Here is a 14,349-nt window from a genome sequence, read left to right on the forward strand (position 1 = left end):
CGGAATTCATGACGGAATCTCCTTTGCGGATTGGTCGATGACATTGGTGAGATCGGGAACCAGGTCGGCGGCCCAGCCGAGACCGCGATCGGTAAGCCAGGCCTCGAGGAAATGTGCTCGGTCGCCCTCGATGATGATCCGGTTGATTGCCGCCTGGTCGGACTTGGACGATGCGGCGCACAGCGCTAGCCCGATCGGACCAAGGCCCAGTTCGAATAGCCGGTTGCCGCGACGCGACTGGCAGTAATAGTCACGCTTCGGCGTCGCTCGGGCGACGATCTCGATCTGGCGATCGTTGAGACCAAAGCGGCGATAGATGGCCGTGACCTGCGGTTCAATCGCGCGTTCGTTCGGTAGGAACAGCCGCGTCGGACAGCTCTCGACGATCGCCGGCGCTATTCTGCTGCCGTCGATGTCGGAGAGCGATTGCGTAGCAAAGATGACGGAAGCATTCTTCTTGCGAAGGGTTTTTAGCCATTCGCGGAGCTGATCGGCGAAGCCATCGTCGAGCGCCAGCCAACCTTCATCGATGATCAGCAGCGTCGGCCGCCCATCCATACGCCGCTCGATGCGGTGGAAGAGATAGGCAAGCACGGCGGGCGCCGCACCCGTGCCGATCAGGCCTTCGGTCTCGAATGCCTGGACGGAAGCTTCACCCAGCCGCTCGTGCTCGGCGTCGAGCAGCCGGCCATAGGGACCGCCGATACAGTAAGGCCGGAGTGCCTGCTTCAGAGGCGAAGATTGCAGCAGCACGGACAGGCCGGTCAGTGTCCGTTCCTGAACCGGCGCGCTGGCCAGCGAGGTCAGCGCCGACCAGAGATATTCCTTGGCCTCCGGCGTGACGGGGACACCCTCGCGCTGAAGAATGTCGACGAGCCAGTCGGCCGCCCAGGCCCGCTCCGACGTGTGGTGGATACGGCCAAGCGGCTGCAGCGAAACGGCGTCGACGTCATCCGACAGGTCCGCCAAGGTGAGCAGAGCGAGCGGATCGTCCGGCCCCTGTCCACTCGACGCATTGCCGCCAAGATTGTGCCAGTCGCCATCCATGGCCAGCATGGCCGCGCGGATCGAGCCGCCGAAGTCGAATGCAAAAATCTGGTTGTTCTCGTAGCGCCGGAACTGCAGCGCCATCATCGCCAACAGGACTGACTTGCCGGCGCCGGTGGGGCCAATGACGAGGGTGTGGCCGACATCGCCCACATGCAGGCTGAACCGGAATGGCGTAGCACCCTCCGTCCTGGCAAAGAACAGTGGCGGGGCGCCAAAATGCTCGTCCTCGACAGGTCCCGCCCAGACCGCCGAGAGCGGGATCATGTGGGCGAGGTTCAGTGTCGACAGTGGCGGCTGGCGGACGTTTGCATAGACGTGGCCTGGGATGCTTCCGAGCCATGCTTCGACGGCGTTGACGCCCTCGACGATTGCTGTGAAGTCCCTGCCCTGGATGATTTTTTCCACCAGCCGAAGCTTCTCGTCGACGATTGACGGATCTGCATCCCATACCGTCACCGTTGCGGTGACATAGGCCTGGCCGATCTGGTCGGAGCCGAGGTCCTGAAGGGCGGCGTCAGCATCGGCTGCCTTGTTGGCGGCGTCGGTGTCCAAAAGAACGGATGCCTCGTTGGTCATTACCTCCTTGAGGATGGCTGCGACCGACTTCCGCTTGGCGAACCATTGACGGCGAATGCGCGTCAGCAGGCGCGTGGCGTCTGTCTTGTCGAGCATGATCGCCCGCGTCGACCAGCGATAGACGAAGGCAAGCCGATTGAGGTCGTCGAGGATCCCCGGAAAAGTCGCGGTGGGGAAGCCGATTATGGTGAGCGTGCGCAGATGGGCATCGCCGAGCCTCGGTTCCAATCCACCCGCAAGCGGCTGATCGACCAGCAGCGCATCGAGATGCATCGGCGTCTCAGGCACGCGGATCCGATGCCGCTTCGTGGAAATACAGGAATGCAGGTAGGTCAGAGTCTCGGCGTCATCGAGCCATGCGGCTTCCGGGACAAAACCTTCGACCAGGTTCAGCACTCGGTCGGTGCGGTCTACAAAACCCTTGAGGAGTTCCCACGGATCGACGCCGCTCTTCTCCCGACCTTCGTACAGCAAACTCTCGATGCGAGAAGCGTCCTCGGCCGGCGGCATCCAAACGAAGGTGAGAAAGTAGCTGCTCTCGAACAGCTTTCCGTTCGGCCGGCGACCGCCCCACTGGGACGATTCCTGATCGATCTCACCCTCGAACTGTTCACGACGTTCGAGATCGACCAACGCCGAGGCGTTGTCGGGGAAGAGACCTTCGGGATAGTGCTGCGCGGCAAGCCGAACGGCTTCGACGAAGATCGCCCAGCCGGAGCCGAGACGGCGCAACGCGCTGTTCAGCCGCGCCGTCGTGCCGACCAGTTCCGCCGGCGTCGCACTGTCGAGATCGGGACCGCGAAAACGGGCGGTTCTCTGGAACGAACCATCCTTGTTGAGCACCACGCCCGGCGCGACCAGTGCAGCCCAGGGCAGATAGTCGGCGAGGTTGGATGAGCGTTTGCGGTATTCGGCCAGGTTCATCATGGGCAAACCTCTCAGCAGCCAAAATGTGCGGGATAGCGCAGGTGGCGACGAACCACGTCGATGAACTGCGCATCGCGCTTGGCTGCCCAGACAGCCGCGAAATGGCCAATCGCCCAGATGACGAGACCTGCGATCCAGAGGCGGAGGCCAAGCCCAACCGCGCCGGCCAGCGTGCCGTTGGCGATGGCGACCGCGCGTGGCGCACCGCCGAGCAGGATCGGTTCAATGAGCGCCCGGTGCACCGGCGCGAAAAAGCCACGGACTTCTTCGTCTTCCAGCAGGGAGCCCGCCATCAGATCAGCGCCCCGCCGCCGAACGAGAAGAACGACAGGAAAAACGAGCTGGCGGCGAAGGCGATCGACAGTCCGAACACGATCTGGATCAGCCGGCGGAATCCGCCCGAGGTGTCACCGAAGGCAAGCGATAACCCGGTGACGATGATGATGATCACCGCCACGATCTTGGCGACCGGTCCCTCGACAGATTCGAGGATTTGTTGAAGCGGCTGCTCCCACGGCATGGAAGAACCGGCCGCGTGAGCGGGCGCGATCATCATGGCCGCGACCGCGGCAGTCGCCGTGGCCAGCGGCAGCACCGCACCGAGCTTACGGATAGATGACGAAGTGAAGCGGATCGGATTCATTCTGAGGCTCCATGAGAGATTGGGGATTCGAGGTCGGTGTTGTCTCGAGCTTCGCCTCGAGCGTGCGGTAGTCGCCGGTGGCGGGATCGAGCCCATCGACGAGCGCAATCTCAATGAGCCGGCGGGACGAGCCTCGGCCGGCGAGCACGGCAACGATGTCGATCGTCTCGGCAATGAGCGCACGGGGGACCGTGACGACAGCCTCCTGCACGAGCTGCTCAAGTCGACGCAGTGCGCCAAGGGCGGAACTGGCGTGGATGGTGCCGATGCCGCCGGGGTGGCCGGTGCCCCAGGCCTTCAACAGGTCAAGTGCTTCCGCACCGCGTACTTCGCCGATCGGGATGCGGTCGGGACGCAGACGCAGCGACGACTTCACCAGATCGGAAAGCGAGGCGACGCCATCCTTGGTGCGCAGCGCCACGAGGTTCGGGGCGGCGCATTGCAGCTCGCGCGTGTCCTCGATCAGCACGACGCGATCGGCGGTTTTAGCCACCTCTGCCAAAAGTGCGTTGACCAGCGTGGTTTTGCCGGTCGACGTGCCGCCGGCGACGAGCACGTTCTTCCGCCTTTCGACCGCAAGCCGCAGCACGTCGGCTTGGGCTTCGGTCACGACGCCGGCCGCGACATAATCTTCGAGCGTAAACACAGCGACGGCCGGCTTGCGGATGGCAAAGGTCGGCGCCGCGACAACAGGCGGCAACAAGCCCTCGAAACGCTCCCCGGTCTCCGGCAGTTCGGCAGATACACGCGGGCTGCCGGAATGCACTTCTGCGCCGACATGGTGCGCGACCAGGCGGACAATCCGTTCGCCATCAGCTGGAATTAGGACTTCGTCGGTAGCGACAAGCCCTTCCTTCAACCGGTCGACCCAGAGCCGCCCGTCCGGGTTGAGCATCACCTCGACGATATCTGGATCTTCAAGGAAGCCGGCGATAGCTGGACCAAGCGCCGTGCGCAGCATGCGCGCGCCGCGGAATACCGCTTCCCTGCCAGGGTGATGATTGGTTGCCACGATGCTCCCCATTCCCCGCGGCGAGCTGGTTGGTGCCGCGGTCGGGGATGATTAGAAGAGGCAGGACTATCGGCCTTGCAACAGGCAAAACCGGCGATCGTGATGCGACGTGCAGAGACTTGCGAAATGCGGTGCGGCGGAAATGGTGAGCTCGGCTCAGGCCTAACCCGCAGGCAAATCATCCGCGTCGGCCGGTGGTACCGCGGGCACGTCCTCGGCGATTTCCTGCCGGAGCTTTGGTCCTTTGCTCAGCCTGCGACCGAGCGCGTCGACAAAACCATCGTAGCGCTGCAGGCCCTTCGCGCGAGCTTCGGCCTGGGCGGATTCCGGCAAAGCCGGAGTTGAGGTGAGCCAGAAGCGGACGAATAGCGCCAGCGTCTCGATGGCGATGCCGACGTCGCGCTCGACGCGCTGCACGCGCCGGTCGATCTGGTCGAGGCGGCGGGTGATTGCCGCTTCCTTTCGCTCGTCGGCGTCCGGCGAAAGCAAGGAGGCGATTGCAGCCTCGGCGATCAGCGACAGTGAGACGTCGCGCCGCGCGGCGTAGTCGGCGAGCGCGTTCATCACGTCCGGATCGAGATAGGCCGAGAGACGTTTTTTCTTGGCGTTCTTCACGGCTCAAAGCTCAATGCCGTCGTTGGGATCAAGGGCGGCCTGCCGTGCGGCGCGCCGCATGACCTGGTCGACCGAGCGCCGACGGACAGCGTCGTCGTCAGGTTCGTCCCGGTCAAGGTCGAACTCATCGTCGCGCTGTGTTGTTCGCTCCGGCGCGATGTCCTCATGTTCGGGAATCTCGGGCTGGCGGCGTATGCCGCCATTTGCCGGATCCTCGTCCTGTAGACCCATGGAGGGCTTCGATTGCAGAGAAATGCCTTCCGATGCCGAGGGCACTGTTGCGCGAGTCCAATCGTCGGGTCGAGACGTTTTCTTGCTCTCTCCAGGCTTGGGCGGCGGCAGGACACGCTCGGCAAGGCGCGGATCGGCGAAGTACCGCGCCTTCTTCGCCCGGATCGGGAACAGGCCTGACACCAAGACGATGGCGTCAGTCGGCGGAAGTTGCATGATCTCGCCTGGCGTCATGAGCGCGCGCGCCGTCTCCTGCCGCGACACCATCAGATGTCCAAGCCAGGGCGACAACCTGTGCCCGGCATAGTTCTTCATGGCTCGCATCTCGGTTCCTGTTCCCAGCGAGTCCGACACGCGCTTGGCCGTTCGTTCGTCATTGGTGGCAAAGCTCACCCGCACATGACAATTATCGAGGATGGAATTGTTCGGCCCATAGGCCTTTTCAATCTGGTTGAGCGACTGCGCGATCAGGAAAGACTTGATGCCGTAGCCGGCCATGAAGGCCAGCGCGCTTTCGAAGAAATCAAGTCGCCCGAGCGCCGGGAACTCGTCGAGCATCATCAACAGACGCTGCCGTCGATCCTTCGCATGGAGATCCTCCGTCAATCTGCGGCCGATCTGGTTAAGCACGAGGCGGATGAGCGGTTTTGTGCGACTGATGTCTGACGGCGGCACGACCAGATAGAGTGTCGTCGGCCGTACGCCCTCGACAAGGTCAGCGATCCGCCAATCGCAACGAGACGTCACCTTGGCCACAACCGGATCGCGGTAGAGACCCAGGAAACTCATGGCAGTGGACAGCACGCCAGAGCGCTCGTTCTCCGACTTGTTAAGCAGTTCTCGCGCCGCCGATGCCACGACCGAATGCGGGCCGCCCTCACCCATGTGCCGCGTCAGCATCATGGTGCGCAATGTCGTTTCGATCGCCCGTTGCGGATCGGAGAGGAAGTTCGCAACGCCGGCGAGTGTCTTGTCCTTCTCTGCATAGAGAACATGCAGGATGGCGCCGACCAGCAGCGCGTGGCTGGTCTTTTCCCAATGGTTCCGGCGTTCCAACGACCCCTCGGGATCAACGAGCACGTCGGCCACGTTCTGCACATCTCGCACTTCCCATTCGCCTCGCCGGACTTCCAGCAGGGGATTGTAGGCAGCCGATGCGGGATTGGTCGGATCGAACAGCAGCACGCGGCCAAAGCGCGACCGCCATCCGGCCGTCAGTTCCCAGTTCTCACCCTTGATGTCGTGGACGATCGCCGAGCCCGGCCAGGTCAGCAGGGACGGAACGACGAGGCCGACACCCTTGCCGCTTCGGGTCGGCGCGAAGCACAGAACGTGTTCAGGACCGTCGTGACGGAGATAGTCGAGGTCGAGTTTTCCAAGCACAACGCCATCCGGACCGACCATGCCCTCGGATTGGATCTCCCTGCGCGTCGCCCAGCGTGCCGAACCATAGGTGGCTGCGTTCTTCGCCTCCCGTGCCCGCCACACCGACATCCCGATGGCCACAGCGATCGCAATGAAGCTGCCACTCACCGCGACCAGCGCACCCTCCAGGAAAATCTCTGGCGCATAGGCGTCGTAGAAAAACCACCACCAGAAAAATGCGGGAGGCGGATAGACGGACTGGCCGGCAAGTTCGAACCATGGCGAGCCGAGTTGCGATTGGAAGCCGAGCCGCCATGCCGTCCACTGCGTCGCGCACCAAGTGGTGGCGAGCACGATCAGAAGGACGGTGAGGACTTGACCCCACAATATCTTGGTTGCCGGCATGTTTTCGTCTCCGGGGCTGAACGGTCAGGAGCGGATAGAGAATGTTGGGACCTCGCGCACGCAAGAAGAGATGGGCGATCAAGGCAACTGGTCGAGTGCTGACGTACAAAGACTTGCCTAAGGTATGCCGTTCAGAGTGGGTTCCAAATCTCTACCAAACCTCCACTCGGGATCGCTCAAAGCCCGATTCCTCGCCTCCTTCCGAAATTCCAATCGACGCCATCCTTGAAACGGGCAACACCCGTGACAAGGCTGCCTAGTTGCTTGTCGAGCGATGGCGCCCATGGCACGAGCTTGAAACCGAGCCCATCGTCGATCATCGCGAAGCGGCCGGAGGCGAGCGAGAAACGTTGTCGGTAGATGCCAGCTATTTGGTCGCCTTCCGAAGCCTTCGTGAACGGCAGGCGGATCTTGGCAGCGAGCTGAGCGCCGAAGGCGTCCACCTCACGGTCGCGTAGCGTGTCGATCAGATTGCGACCGAAGACGATGCGTTGATCTTCGCGCCGTGCGAGGCCCTGCTCAATAAGGTGATCGGCGCGATCCGTTAGCGCCTGCTTCACTTCCCTGCCGAAGCCGCCCTCCCCAACTTCGAAGGGAGCACGGGCGACAAGCTGACGGTCGAGCCAGGTCGCGCCATGGCCATGGATTTGTTCTTCAATCGAAGGGTCGGAGCGGACGGCGAGTGCAACGCGGCCGCGGCCCTTCGCATCCTCGTAGCGACGAAGCTCGACGATCGAGCCCTGGGCGGAATCGCCGGTAGCGTCTAGATCTTGAAACCGGATGTGATGGGCACGACCGTCTATACCGTCCACGATGGCATAAGCCGAGCCCTGTAGCTCATCGTCGAGCCCCCGCTCCAACAGCCGACCGATGATAGGTTTGTCGATCTGCTCAGCTGCAAGGACATAATCGGCTGTGCCTTTGTGGATGCCATGGCCGGTTAGGCTGCGATGCATGCGCTTGATGATGTCGCCGCGCTCACCAATCGCGCGCAAGGTGGGTTCGGCTTCATCCGCCATGATCCATTGGCCCGGGCCGACCTCGCTGCCGAGGCCGAGGCTTTCAAGCCTGCGGAGCCGCCCTACCTTGAGCGTCATAAATTCGTCCGGCTGGCTATCAGGGTGAAGTGCGAGATCGATGATGCCATGGCGATCTGCGTCGCGAACGAGCTGACGGTCGAGTTGCGTCCAGCGCTCGGTGTCGATCTGCTGCTCGATGGTCCGACGGATGTCGTGGTCGGTGCGTAGCCCGAGTGTCTGGGTGAGGATGTCACTTGCGCGGTCGCGCATGCCTTGGCGGATGTAGTCGCGTGAGATGACAAGGTTCTCGCCATCGTCGGAAACGCCGCGCACAAGAATATGAACGTGCGGATGTTCGGTGTTCCAATGGTCAACGCCGATCCAATCGAGCTTCGTGCCGAGATCGCGCTCCATGTCTATCATCAGGTCTCGGGCAAAGCCTTTGAGGTCGCCCAACTCGTGGGCGTCGTCGGGCGATACGATGAAACGGAAATGGTGCCGGTCCTCCTTGCACCGATCTGCAAAGACGTCGTGAGGGGCCTCGTCCGTGTCAGGACCAAACATCGTCGCCTTCTCGCCGTCGCGTGTCACGCCTTCGCGACGAAGGTATTTGAGATGAGCAGCGAACGGCGCCGAGCTTCTGAATTGACGAACGACGCGTGCCTTTACGACGGCACTGCGTGAGCGGCCGGTGATGAGGCGATTTGCGCGGATACTTGCCGATCTGCCGCGACCGAACGTCGAGGCGCTTGGGGAGGTGATCCGGCCTTTTCGCGAGATATGACCGCCCGCTCGCTGTGCCGCTGCGAGCGCCTGGAATATGAACGGGCGAGCGCGCTGGCCGGCGCGGGAGCGGATACGGCCAGGGCGCACACGAAAACTATCGTCACGATTCATAGGCGCTGAGCCCGCGAGGTGCGATTTCCATTGTAAATCTTGAGAAAGCAGCGAGCGTGCACATCGCAAATTGCGCGAGCACATCGCAAAGCGAGACAAAAACCATAAGAAAAACAACCAACCGACCTAGCCGCACATCGCGGCCCTTTATCCTGCCATCCCTCTTCGTCCTCTCTCACGACCAACCCTCCCGCCGCAATTTCCGCGACGGAACAGGTCGGAATGCGATTGACCAGGAATGCTGAGATCATTGTGGAGTCGCGGCGGAGGTCTGCACAAACGGACTACGAATAGCGGGATTCGGAACTGATGCGCCTTCACTGCGCGAGCCGTCCGGTTGCGGTACGAGCGCCGTAAGATCGGTGACCGCTTTGTCCACCGGTGTTCGCACGCTGGGTGTACGGATCGCCGTGAAGACGGTCTCTACGGGAACATTCGTCCCGCGCTCACCCTGCGGAGCCGAGCTATTCCGTGTGTTCACGAAGTGCGCGAAAATTGGCGCTTCGAGTGCGCTCGACCTGCGCGCTCCTTGACGTGCGCTCATCGGAATGGGAACCGAACCATTGATCAGAGGCGCCAGTTTCCTGACGTAGTCGATAGTCTCGCGCGGCAGCGGCCGGCCGGTAACAAGAAGCTCTTCGTATCGCCCAGGACCGGCATTGTAAGCAGCGAGGAAGCCGTTGCGACCGAAGCGGTCGAGCATCTCGCGCAGATACGCTGCACCTGCAAAGATGTTGTCGCGCGGCTGATAAGGATCGTCACCGAGGCGGTACCTGGTGCGCAGTTCCTTCCATGTCGCCGGCATGATCTGCATCAAGCCCATCGCGCCCTTGCTCGACACCGCATGAATGTCACCAACACTCTCGACATGCATGACGGCGCGCAGCAACCGCTCGGGAATGGCAAAGCGTTCGGCAGCGTCCCGGAAGTCCGCCGACCAAGGATCAGAAGACGACATGGCGCTGCTGACGTGCGTCGGCCGCTCACGATGCGCGGAAGGCTCCGCACAGACAGTAGACGCTGGGAAAGCGATCATGACGCTTGCAGACAGTGCTGCAATGCCTCGGCAGATAAAATCACATGCACCCCGATCCCGACGCGCCTGCGGCCTGCCACCGTGCTCGTTCCCGTCAAGGGCAAGGCTTCGCCGGCCAAACCTGCTTGCCGCAACCTGCGGCGCCATGAAAGTCCTGAAAGTCGGGCAAGCGTCCGGCCGCCCTTGACCTTCGCTGCGCGCGTTGGCCGCCTGACAGGCGATCGGGTCGAAGGGTTTGAACGGCGCCCGATCGATCAGAGGGTTTGGCGCAGAAGGCGCGCTGAAACGCAATCGGATCATCCGATCAGCCTCGCTCGGCGCGCTTAGACTGCCGGTTCCAGTGCAGGTGCCAGACGTTCTTCTCGGCATCGGACTGGAACAGATTGGTACGGATCGGCTGCGAGAACGACGGATCATCGATAGAGACCGAGAGATAGTTGCCGGCTTTCTCGCCGGTGCGATCCCATGCCGCGCCGATCTCCATGCCTTCGCAGAAGACGCGATGGTCGGGAGCATTCTCCGCATCCGATTTCTCGACAGGCAGGATGGTGAGTTTCGCGTCGAGCGTCAGCGTCGAGATGTTGCCGAAGAAGCCGTCATCGTTGCGGGTGAAGATGCCGATCTGGGCCATTGCGGTGCTCCTTTCATGAGCGTTGATGAGGGTTGGTACGAGGTGTCACGGCTCGTCAGGGACCGGTTTGTCGGCATCCGGCGCCGGAAAAGTGCGGTCGTAGGTCCAGATCGGGACTGCGCGGCCGATGATTGAATTGAACGGGAGTGGGCCGAAATACCGGCTGTCAAAGCTGTCAGCTGCATCCCAGTTCATGAGGAAGACTTCGTCGCGGGCGATGACGCGGCAGCCCTGCCAGACAGGCAATGTTCGGCCGCGACTGTCACGCTCACGCGTAAGTCCAATGGTCACGCCGTAGGCGATGATGGCTATGCCTTGCCTACAGACCGTCCCCTCGCCAAGCGCCAGCACGCGCTTCAGAAGCGGCACGTTGTTCGGCAGATATCCGCGTTCAGCAAGGAAGTCCGCCAGCGGTTCGGGCGGCATGACGACGGCGATATCCGAAACGCCGATCCGGTCGACCGGCTCAACGTGGTAGAGCCCGACGGGGACGCTCGCTGACGCATTCCAGATGAGCTGCGGTCGATGGTCGATCCATGCCGGCGCGGCGGCGAGGACCGCGCCGCCGAGCATCGCGACCACGATCGTTGCGCGCCTGCTCATGGATCAACTCGGCGGCGGAGGAGCCATGCCTCGTGGCGCTGGCGAGTATAGGGCCTGGGCGCTTCGCGCGCGGCGAGCCGGCTGTGGGCATGCCGCCAGTAGTCCGGCGACACATCAATGGGATCGATGCCGATCGCTTCGATGGCCTCGATGATCTTCAGCACCTTCTCGACATTCGGCCATCCGATAGCGGTGAGCAGTATGTCGGCGCCGGGACGCACATAGGCGACAGTCGAGCGGCGCTCGCCGCTTGCAGCAGCGCGTAGGATATCGATGCGGGAAGCGATCGTGCCGAAGTCGTTCGCGGTCCAGCGAATGAAGGCGAAGATGCTGCCTGGCGTGAAGGAGACGACACGACGGCTACGGTCGATGTTCCTGTTGGAAGCAACCTTGCCGAACCGGATGTAGTTCTCGATCCGCTTCTTGAGCCACACCAGTTCGACGTGCGTGAGATTGCTCATGCTGGCCCCGGTGACCGGAGGTCAACAGTCAGCGTGGCGAAACCGGAGGCGGTGAAATCAGCCGTGCTCCACGAAGAACGACGGACATCGATTATTCTCGGCCTGGCCGAAAGATCATGGTTCCGCTGTCGTGCACAGCCTGGTGGATGAACGCCTTCCGTTAGAAAGAATCCGAAGGATTCACAGTTAGAAACGTTAGAACGGCCGGTTCGGCAATCGCGGCAATGACTTGAGCCTGATTCCGGTTCCTGATAGCACGGGAATCCGGTTCCCGATGGCACGGGAGTTGCGGTTCCTGATAGCACGGGCCTGTCCACAGTCATTTCACAGCCTTGATTGTGCGACCGCGCGTTGCGAGTTCACTCCTGAAGCAACCGATTGGACTGGGTTGGAAGGTCAGCCGCGAGCGCCCATCGGGATCGATGCTCAGCGCCAGGCGGTAGCCGGGCAGCGGCTGGCGACGGACGATCTCGCGCAGGTCGAAGGTGAAACGCTTGAACGGTGACAGGCTTCCCGACTTCACATGGAGATGGCGAAGATCGAAACTCCAACCATAGGTCTGGCGGCCACCGTGCTTTCGCACGATGCGATAGAGCCAGCGTTCCAAGCCACCCGTCAGGCCGAAATATTGCCGGTCGATGGTGAGAATCAGGGCATCGTCGATAACGCCGGCATAGAACCAGTCCGGCAGGATAAGTTCGATTCCAAGTGGGCGTCCATTGGTGTCAATCCGTTCCTTCCATTCGTTGATCCAGGAGAACCGATGTCGCCGCCGCTCGGATGACTGGCGGATGGAAGTGGCAACCGTCGTCGATTGCAGGCGGTCCAGCGCGGCCTTCAGTCTGTCGTAGCTATTGGCGGAATCGCCCCGCTCGATGAAGGCAAGGATCTCGTAGGGGGTGGCGGCCATCAGACGCGACGTGCGAAGGCCTTTGTCACGTGCATCGACGATCTGACTGGCTGCCCAGATCAGGATGTCGGCGTCCCAGATCGTCGCCATGCCATGTTCGACTGTCGCCTCGACGCGTATCGAAACCTCGCCCATGCGAAAGTCGATCGGTGTCACACGGCGGGATTTGGCCAGTGAGAAGAACGGCCAAGACATGAGATCCTGCGCATCGCGCGGCGTGACGACACTGGCGCGTGCGTGAAACAGATCAAGCTGGCCATGATCGGTCGAGCGGAGCTGCATTTTCTTTGCCCCCCAGTATCAGGAGACGCGATGGCGCCGGCCGGCATAGGCCGGCGCGCGGGCGGCATGCGGCTTGGCAGGCGGAACAAAGGTCGCGTTGGCATCGCTGGTGGACGTGCGCGCACCAAGCTCGATCCAGGCGTGCAGATCGTCGATGTCATAGAGGACGCGACCACCGATTTTTCGGTATTTTGGTCCGGTGCCATACGTCCGGTGCTTTTCCAGCGTGCGAGCGCAAAGGCCGACGATTGGTGCGGCCTCCTTCGTTCGCAAGTATTTTTGGGGCGCGTCCGCGGGACCCTTCGACATCGCTCGATCTCCGTTCGGTTTTGCTGTCATCCTGGCCTGCCGGGACGCGCGAAACGGACGATGGTCGAAATGAGAAAAAGCGAGGGAGGGCAAAGATCGGAGGGTGCGTTTTTGCTACCCCGAAGATGGGATTCAGCGATCGGATTTTCGACTGCGGCTGTGTGGGTAGAAGAGAAGGCCGCGGTAGCCACCGGCTACAAGACGATCGGCCCTTCGCAGGATCGCCCGAACTTGGTGCCGGAGATGATGATCGCGCCAGTCTCGAGGCGCGATCGGCTCGCGTGACAACAATACCTCAGCGATCTCACGATAGGCGGCGCCCGCGCGACGGGCGTCATGAGCGCGCAGATTGAGAGTGTGCCTCGCCTTGGTTTGCTTCGGTAGCGCGCCATAGAACGGACCAAATGGCCGGCTGTTGAGTGCGCGCCAGAACCGGCGCGCCGCGTCGAGCCGTGTCTCGAATGCCGCATCGAGTGGCAGGACGATGGCGTTGACTGCACCGCTTCGGATGTCAGTGACGAGATTTTCTGTTCCGGTCGATGCCGGCCAAAGAATATGCAGCTCGTCGGCTTTCCAAACTGCGGCGCTGCTGAGTCGGGAAAGTTGAACAGTCTGGTGCGAAGGGCTGACTGACGAGCGGATTTGCGTGGCCCTCAGCACGCGCGGCGAGGCCTGTTCCGTCCAGACGACGTTCTCAGCTAACGGACGTTCGTCACCGGTGACTGCGAAATCGCGCGCCCCAACGAGCGATGAAGTCGGGCGGACCAAAAGGTTCCGCGGAACCTGCGAGATGTGACGAAAGCTGGCCGCACTCAGCAACAAAGTCGTCGTTCCGTATCAGATACTCGGCAGCGAACTCCGCAGCTTCGTAGTCGCGCATGTACGCGTAGGCTTCCGGGTCGGTCCAATCGCCTTGCAATGCGCCAACTCCTCTCCCAATGCCCGCATCGGGCCGTAGGCGTTGCAATCAGCATCCAGGCCGATACAGACGTTGGGTAGTTGGAGAGTCGGCAAACCGCTGTGCTGATTCAGCAAAGCGTGGCGAATCGCGAGCAGCACTTAGTGCGGGGCACCGCCCGCCAGGAGATATCGATAGCCGTTCGTCGTCATCCACCGGGCGCGGGCAAGATGCGTCTCCCACGACCTGAATGCGCGTTCCGGTTCTTGCTGAGGATCAATATGTAGAACGATCTTGGCGACCTCACGCCAATCCGCATCTTCGGCCGCGGCGTCGAGCAGGCGGATATAGGTGAGCAATCGCTCCTCGTCATAGCCTGTCAGGACTGGCGCATCCGGCGCGACGTCGGCGACATCGGGATCAAGGAGTGGTTTAAGCACGGCCCACCAAAAGTCGTCGAAGCACAAGTGGCTGCATTC

16 protein-coding genes are annotated in these 14,349 nt (G+C 62.0%); all 16 read right to left on the reverse strand.

The features are described from left to right. Positions 1–6 precede the first annotated feature (6 nt). Positions 7–2,553 carry a conjugal transfer protein TrbE gene (gene trbE / locus ACVWWD_RS28500; RefSeq protein WP_457103593.1) on the reverse strand — a complete coding sequence of 849 codons (2,547 nt, stop codon included), beginning with the start codon at positions 2,551–2,553 and terminating at the stop codon, positions 7–9. Between the two features lie 11 nt (positions 2,554–2,564). Then, on the reverse strand, positions 2,565–2,846 hold the full coding sequence (locus ACVWWD_RS28505; RefSeq protein WP_457103594.1) for a VirB3 family type IV secretion system protein: 282 nt from the start codon (positions 2,844–2,846) through the stop codon (positions 2,565–2,567). Further along, on the reverse strand, positions 2,846–3,109 hold the full coding sequence (locus ACVWWD_RS28510) for a TrbC/VirB2 family protein (RefSeq protein ID WP_245276638.1): 264 nt from the start codon (positions 3,107–3,109) through the stop codon (positions 2,846–2,848). The genes ACVWWD_RS28505 and ACVWWD_RS28510 overlap by 1 nt, the downstream gene beginning before the upstream one ends. 49 nt (positions 3,110–3,158) lie before the next feature. Continuing rightward, the gene (gene trbB / locus ACVWWD_RS28515) at positions 3,159–4,157 is read right to left on the reverse strand and encodes a P-type conjugative transfer ATPase TrbB (RefSeq protein ID WP_457103654.1); all 999 of its coding nucleotides are present in this window, start codon (positions 4,155–4,157) and stop codon (positions 3,159–3,161) included. Between the two features lie 213 nt (positions 4,158–4,370). After that, complete coding sequence (locus ACVWWD_RS28520) at positions 4,371–4,772, reverse strand: CopG family transcriptional regulator (RefSeq protein WP_457103595.1); 402 nt, start codon at positions 4,770–4,772, stop codon at positions 4,371–4,373. A 54-nt stretch (positions 4,773–4,826) separates the two neighbouring features. Continuing rightward, the gene (locus tag ACVWWD_RS28525; protein ID WP_457103596.1) at positions 4,827–6,824 is read right to left on the reverse strand and encodes a conjugal transfer protein TraG; all 1,998 of its coding nucleotides are present in this window, start codon (positions 6,822–6,824) and stop codon (positions 4,827–4,829) included. 176 nt (positions 6,825–7,000) lie between these two features. Then, positions 7,001–8,740 (reverse strand): relaxase/mobilization nuclease domain-containing protein, encoded by a 1,740-nt coding sequence (locus ACVWWD_RS28530; RefSeq protein ID WP_457103655.1) that lies wholly within the window; start codon positions 8,738–8,740, stop codon positions 7,001–7,003. A gap of 247 nt (positions 8,741–8,987) precedes the next feature. Next, the gene (locus ACVWWD_RS28535) at positions 8,988–10,076 is read right to left on the reverse strand and encodes a lytic transglycosylase domain-containing protein (protein ID WP_457103597.1); all 1,089 of its coding nucleotides are present in this window, start codon (positions 10,074–10,076) and stop codon (positions 8,988–8,990) included. Between the two features lie 4 nt (positions 10,077–10,080). Next, a complete protein-coding gene (locus tag ACVWWD_RS28540) occupies positions 10,081–10,407 on the reverse strand; it encodes a DUF736 domain-containing protein (RefSeq protein WP_457103598.1) in 327 nt (108 codons plus the stop codon). A 45-nt stretch (positions 10,408–10,452) separates the two neighbouring features. Continuing rightward, positions 10,453–11,010: a S26 family signal peptidase gene (locus ACVWWD_RS28545; RefSeq protein WP_457103599.1), complete on the reverse strand. Its 558-nt coding sequence runs from the start codon at positions 11,008–11,010 to the stop codon at positions 10,453–10,455. Continuing rightward, complete coding sequence (locus ACVWWD_RS28550) at positions 11,007–11,471, reverse strand: DUF2840 domain-containing protein (RefSeq protein WP_457103600.1); 465 nt, start codon at positions 11,469–11,471, stop codon at positions 11,007–11,009. Before ACVWWD_RS28550 ends, ACVWWD_RS28545 begins: the two co-directional genes overlap by 4 nt. A gap of 319 nt (positions 11,472–11,790) precedes the next feature. Continuing rightward, positions 11,791–12,663: a replication initiator protein A gene (locus ACVWWD_RS28555; RefSeq protein WP_457103601.1), complete on the reverse strand. Its 873-nt coding sequence runs from the start codon at positions 12,661–12,663 to the stop codon at positions 11,791–11,793. Positions 12,664–12,681: 18 nt separating this feature from the next. Next, on the reverse strand, positions 12,682–12,972 hold the full coding sequence (locus tag ACVWWD_RS28560; protein WP_457103602.1) for a helix-turn-helix transcriptional regulator: 291 nt from the start codon (positions 12,970–12,972) through the stop codon (positions 12,682–12,684). 132 nt (positions 12,973–13,104) lie between these two features. After that, entirely contained in the window at positions 13,105–13,632 is a 528-nt protein-coding gene (locus tag ACVWWD_RS28565) for a DUF2285 domain-containing protein (RefSeq protein WP_457103656.1), read from the reverse strand. Between the two features lie 52 nt (positions 13,633–13,684). Continuing rightward, positions 13,685–13,852, reverse strand: a complete 168-nt coding sequence (locus ACVWWD_RS28570; protein WP_457103603.1) for a transcriptional regulator domain-containing protein — start codon at positions 13,850–13,852, stop codon at positions 13,685–13,687. A 179-nt stretch (positions 13,853–14,031) separates the two neighbouring features. Further along, positions 14,032–14,310 carry a DNA -binding domain-containing protein gene (locus ACVWWD_RS28575; protein WP_457103657.1) on the reverse strand — a complete coding sequence of 93 codons (279 nt, stop codon included), beginning with the start codon at positions 14,308–14,310 and terminating at the stop codon, positions 14,032–14,034. Positions 14,311–14,349 lie beyond the last annotated feature (39 nt).

It is taken from the genome of Mesorhizobium sp. URHB0026 (assembly GCF_054059755.1).

What these genes read in the sequence shown, in the direction of transcription:
- trbE (WP_457103593.1), bottom strand. Translation starts at nt 2,553, where the DNA reads ATGATGAACCTGGCCGAATACCGCAAACGCTCATCCAACCTCGCCGAC.
- ACVWWD_RS28505 (WP_457103594.1), bottom strand. Translation starts at nt 2,846, where the DNA reads ATGGCGGGCTCCCTGCTGGAAGACGAAGAAGTCCGTGGCTTTTTCGCG.
- ACVWWD_RS28510 (WP_245276638.1), bottom strand. Translation starts at nt 3,109, where the DNA reads ATGATGATCGCGCCCGCTCACGCGGCCGGTTCTTCCATGCCGTGGGAG.
- trbB (WP_457103654.1), bottom strand. Translation starts at nt 4,157, where the DNA reads ATGCTGCGCACGGCGCTTGGTCCAGCTATCGCCGGCTTCCTTGAAGAT.
- ACVWWD_RS28520 (WP_457103595.1), bottom strand. Translation starts at nt 4,772, where the DNA reads ATGAACGCGCTCGCCGACTACGCCGCGCGGCGCGACGTCTCACTGTCG.
- ACVWWD_RS28525 (WP_457103596.1), bottom strand. Translation starts at nt 6,824, where the DNA reads ATGCCGGCAACCAAGATATTGTGGGGTCAAGTCCTCACCGTCCTTCTG.
- ACVWWD_RS28530 (WP_457103655.1), bottom strand. Translation starts at nt 8,740, where the DNA reads ATGAATCGTGACGATAGTTTTCGTGTGCGCCCTGGCCGTATCCGCTCC.
- ACVWWD_RS28535 (WP_457103597.1), bottom strand. Translation starts at nt 10,076, where the DNA reads ATGATCCGATTGCGTTTCAGCGCGCCTTCTGCGCCAAACCCTCTGATC.
- ACVWWD_RS28540 (WP_457103598.1), bottom strand. Translation starts at nt 10,407, where the DNA reads ATGGCCCAGATCGGCATCTTCACCCGCAACGATGACGGCTTCTTCGGC.
- ACVWWD_RS28545 (WP_457103599.1), bottom strand. Translation starts at nt 11,010, where the DNA reads ATGAGCAGGCGCGCAACGATCGTGGTCGCGATGCTCGGCGGCGCGGTC.
- ACVWWD_RS28550 (WP_457103600.1), bottom strand. Translation starts at nt 11,471, where the DNA reads ATGAGCAATCTCACGCACGTCGAACTGGTGTGGCTCAAGAAGCGGATC.
- ACVWWD_RS28555 (WP_457103601.1), bottom strand. Translation starts at nt 12,663, where the DNA reads ATGCAGCTCCGCTCGACCGATCATGGCCAGCTTGATCTGTTTCACGCA.
- ACVWWD_RS28560 (WP_457103602.1), bottom strand. Translation starts at nt 12,972, where the DNA reads ATGTCGAAGGGTCCCGCGGACGCGCCCCAAAAATACTTGCGAACGAAG.
- ACVWWD_RS28570 (WP_457103603.1), bottom strand. Translation starts at nt 13,852, where the DNA reads ATGCGCGACTACGAAGCTGCGGAGTTCGCTGCCGAGTATCTGATACGG.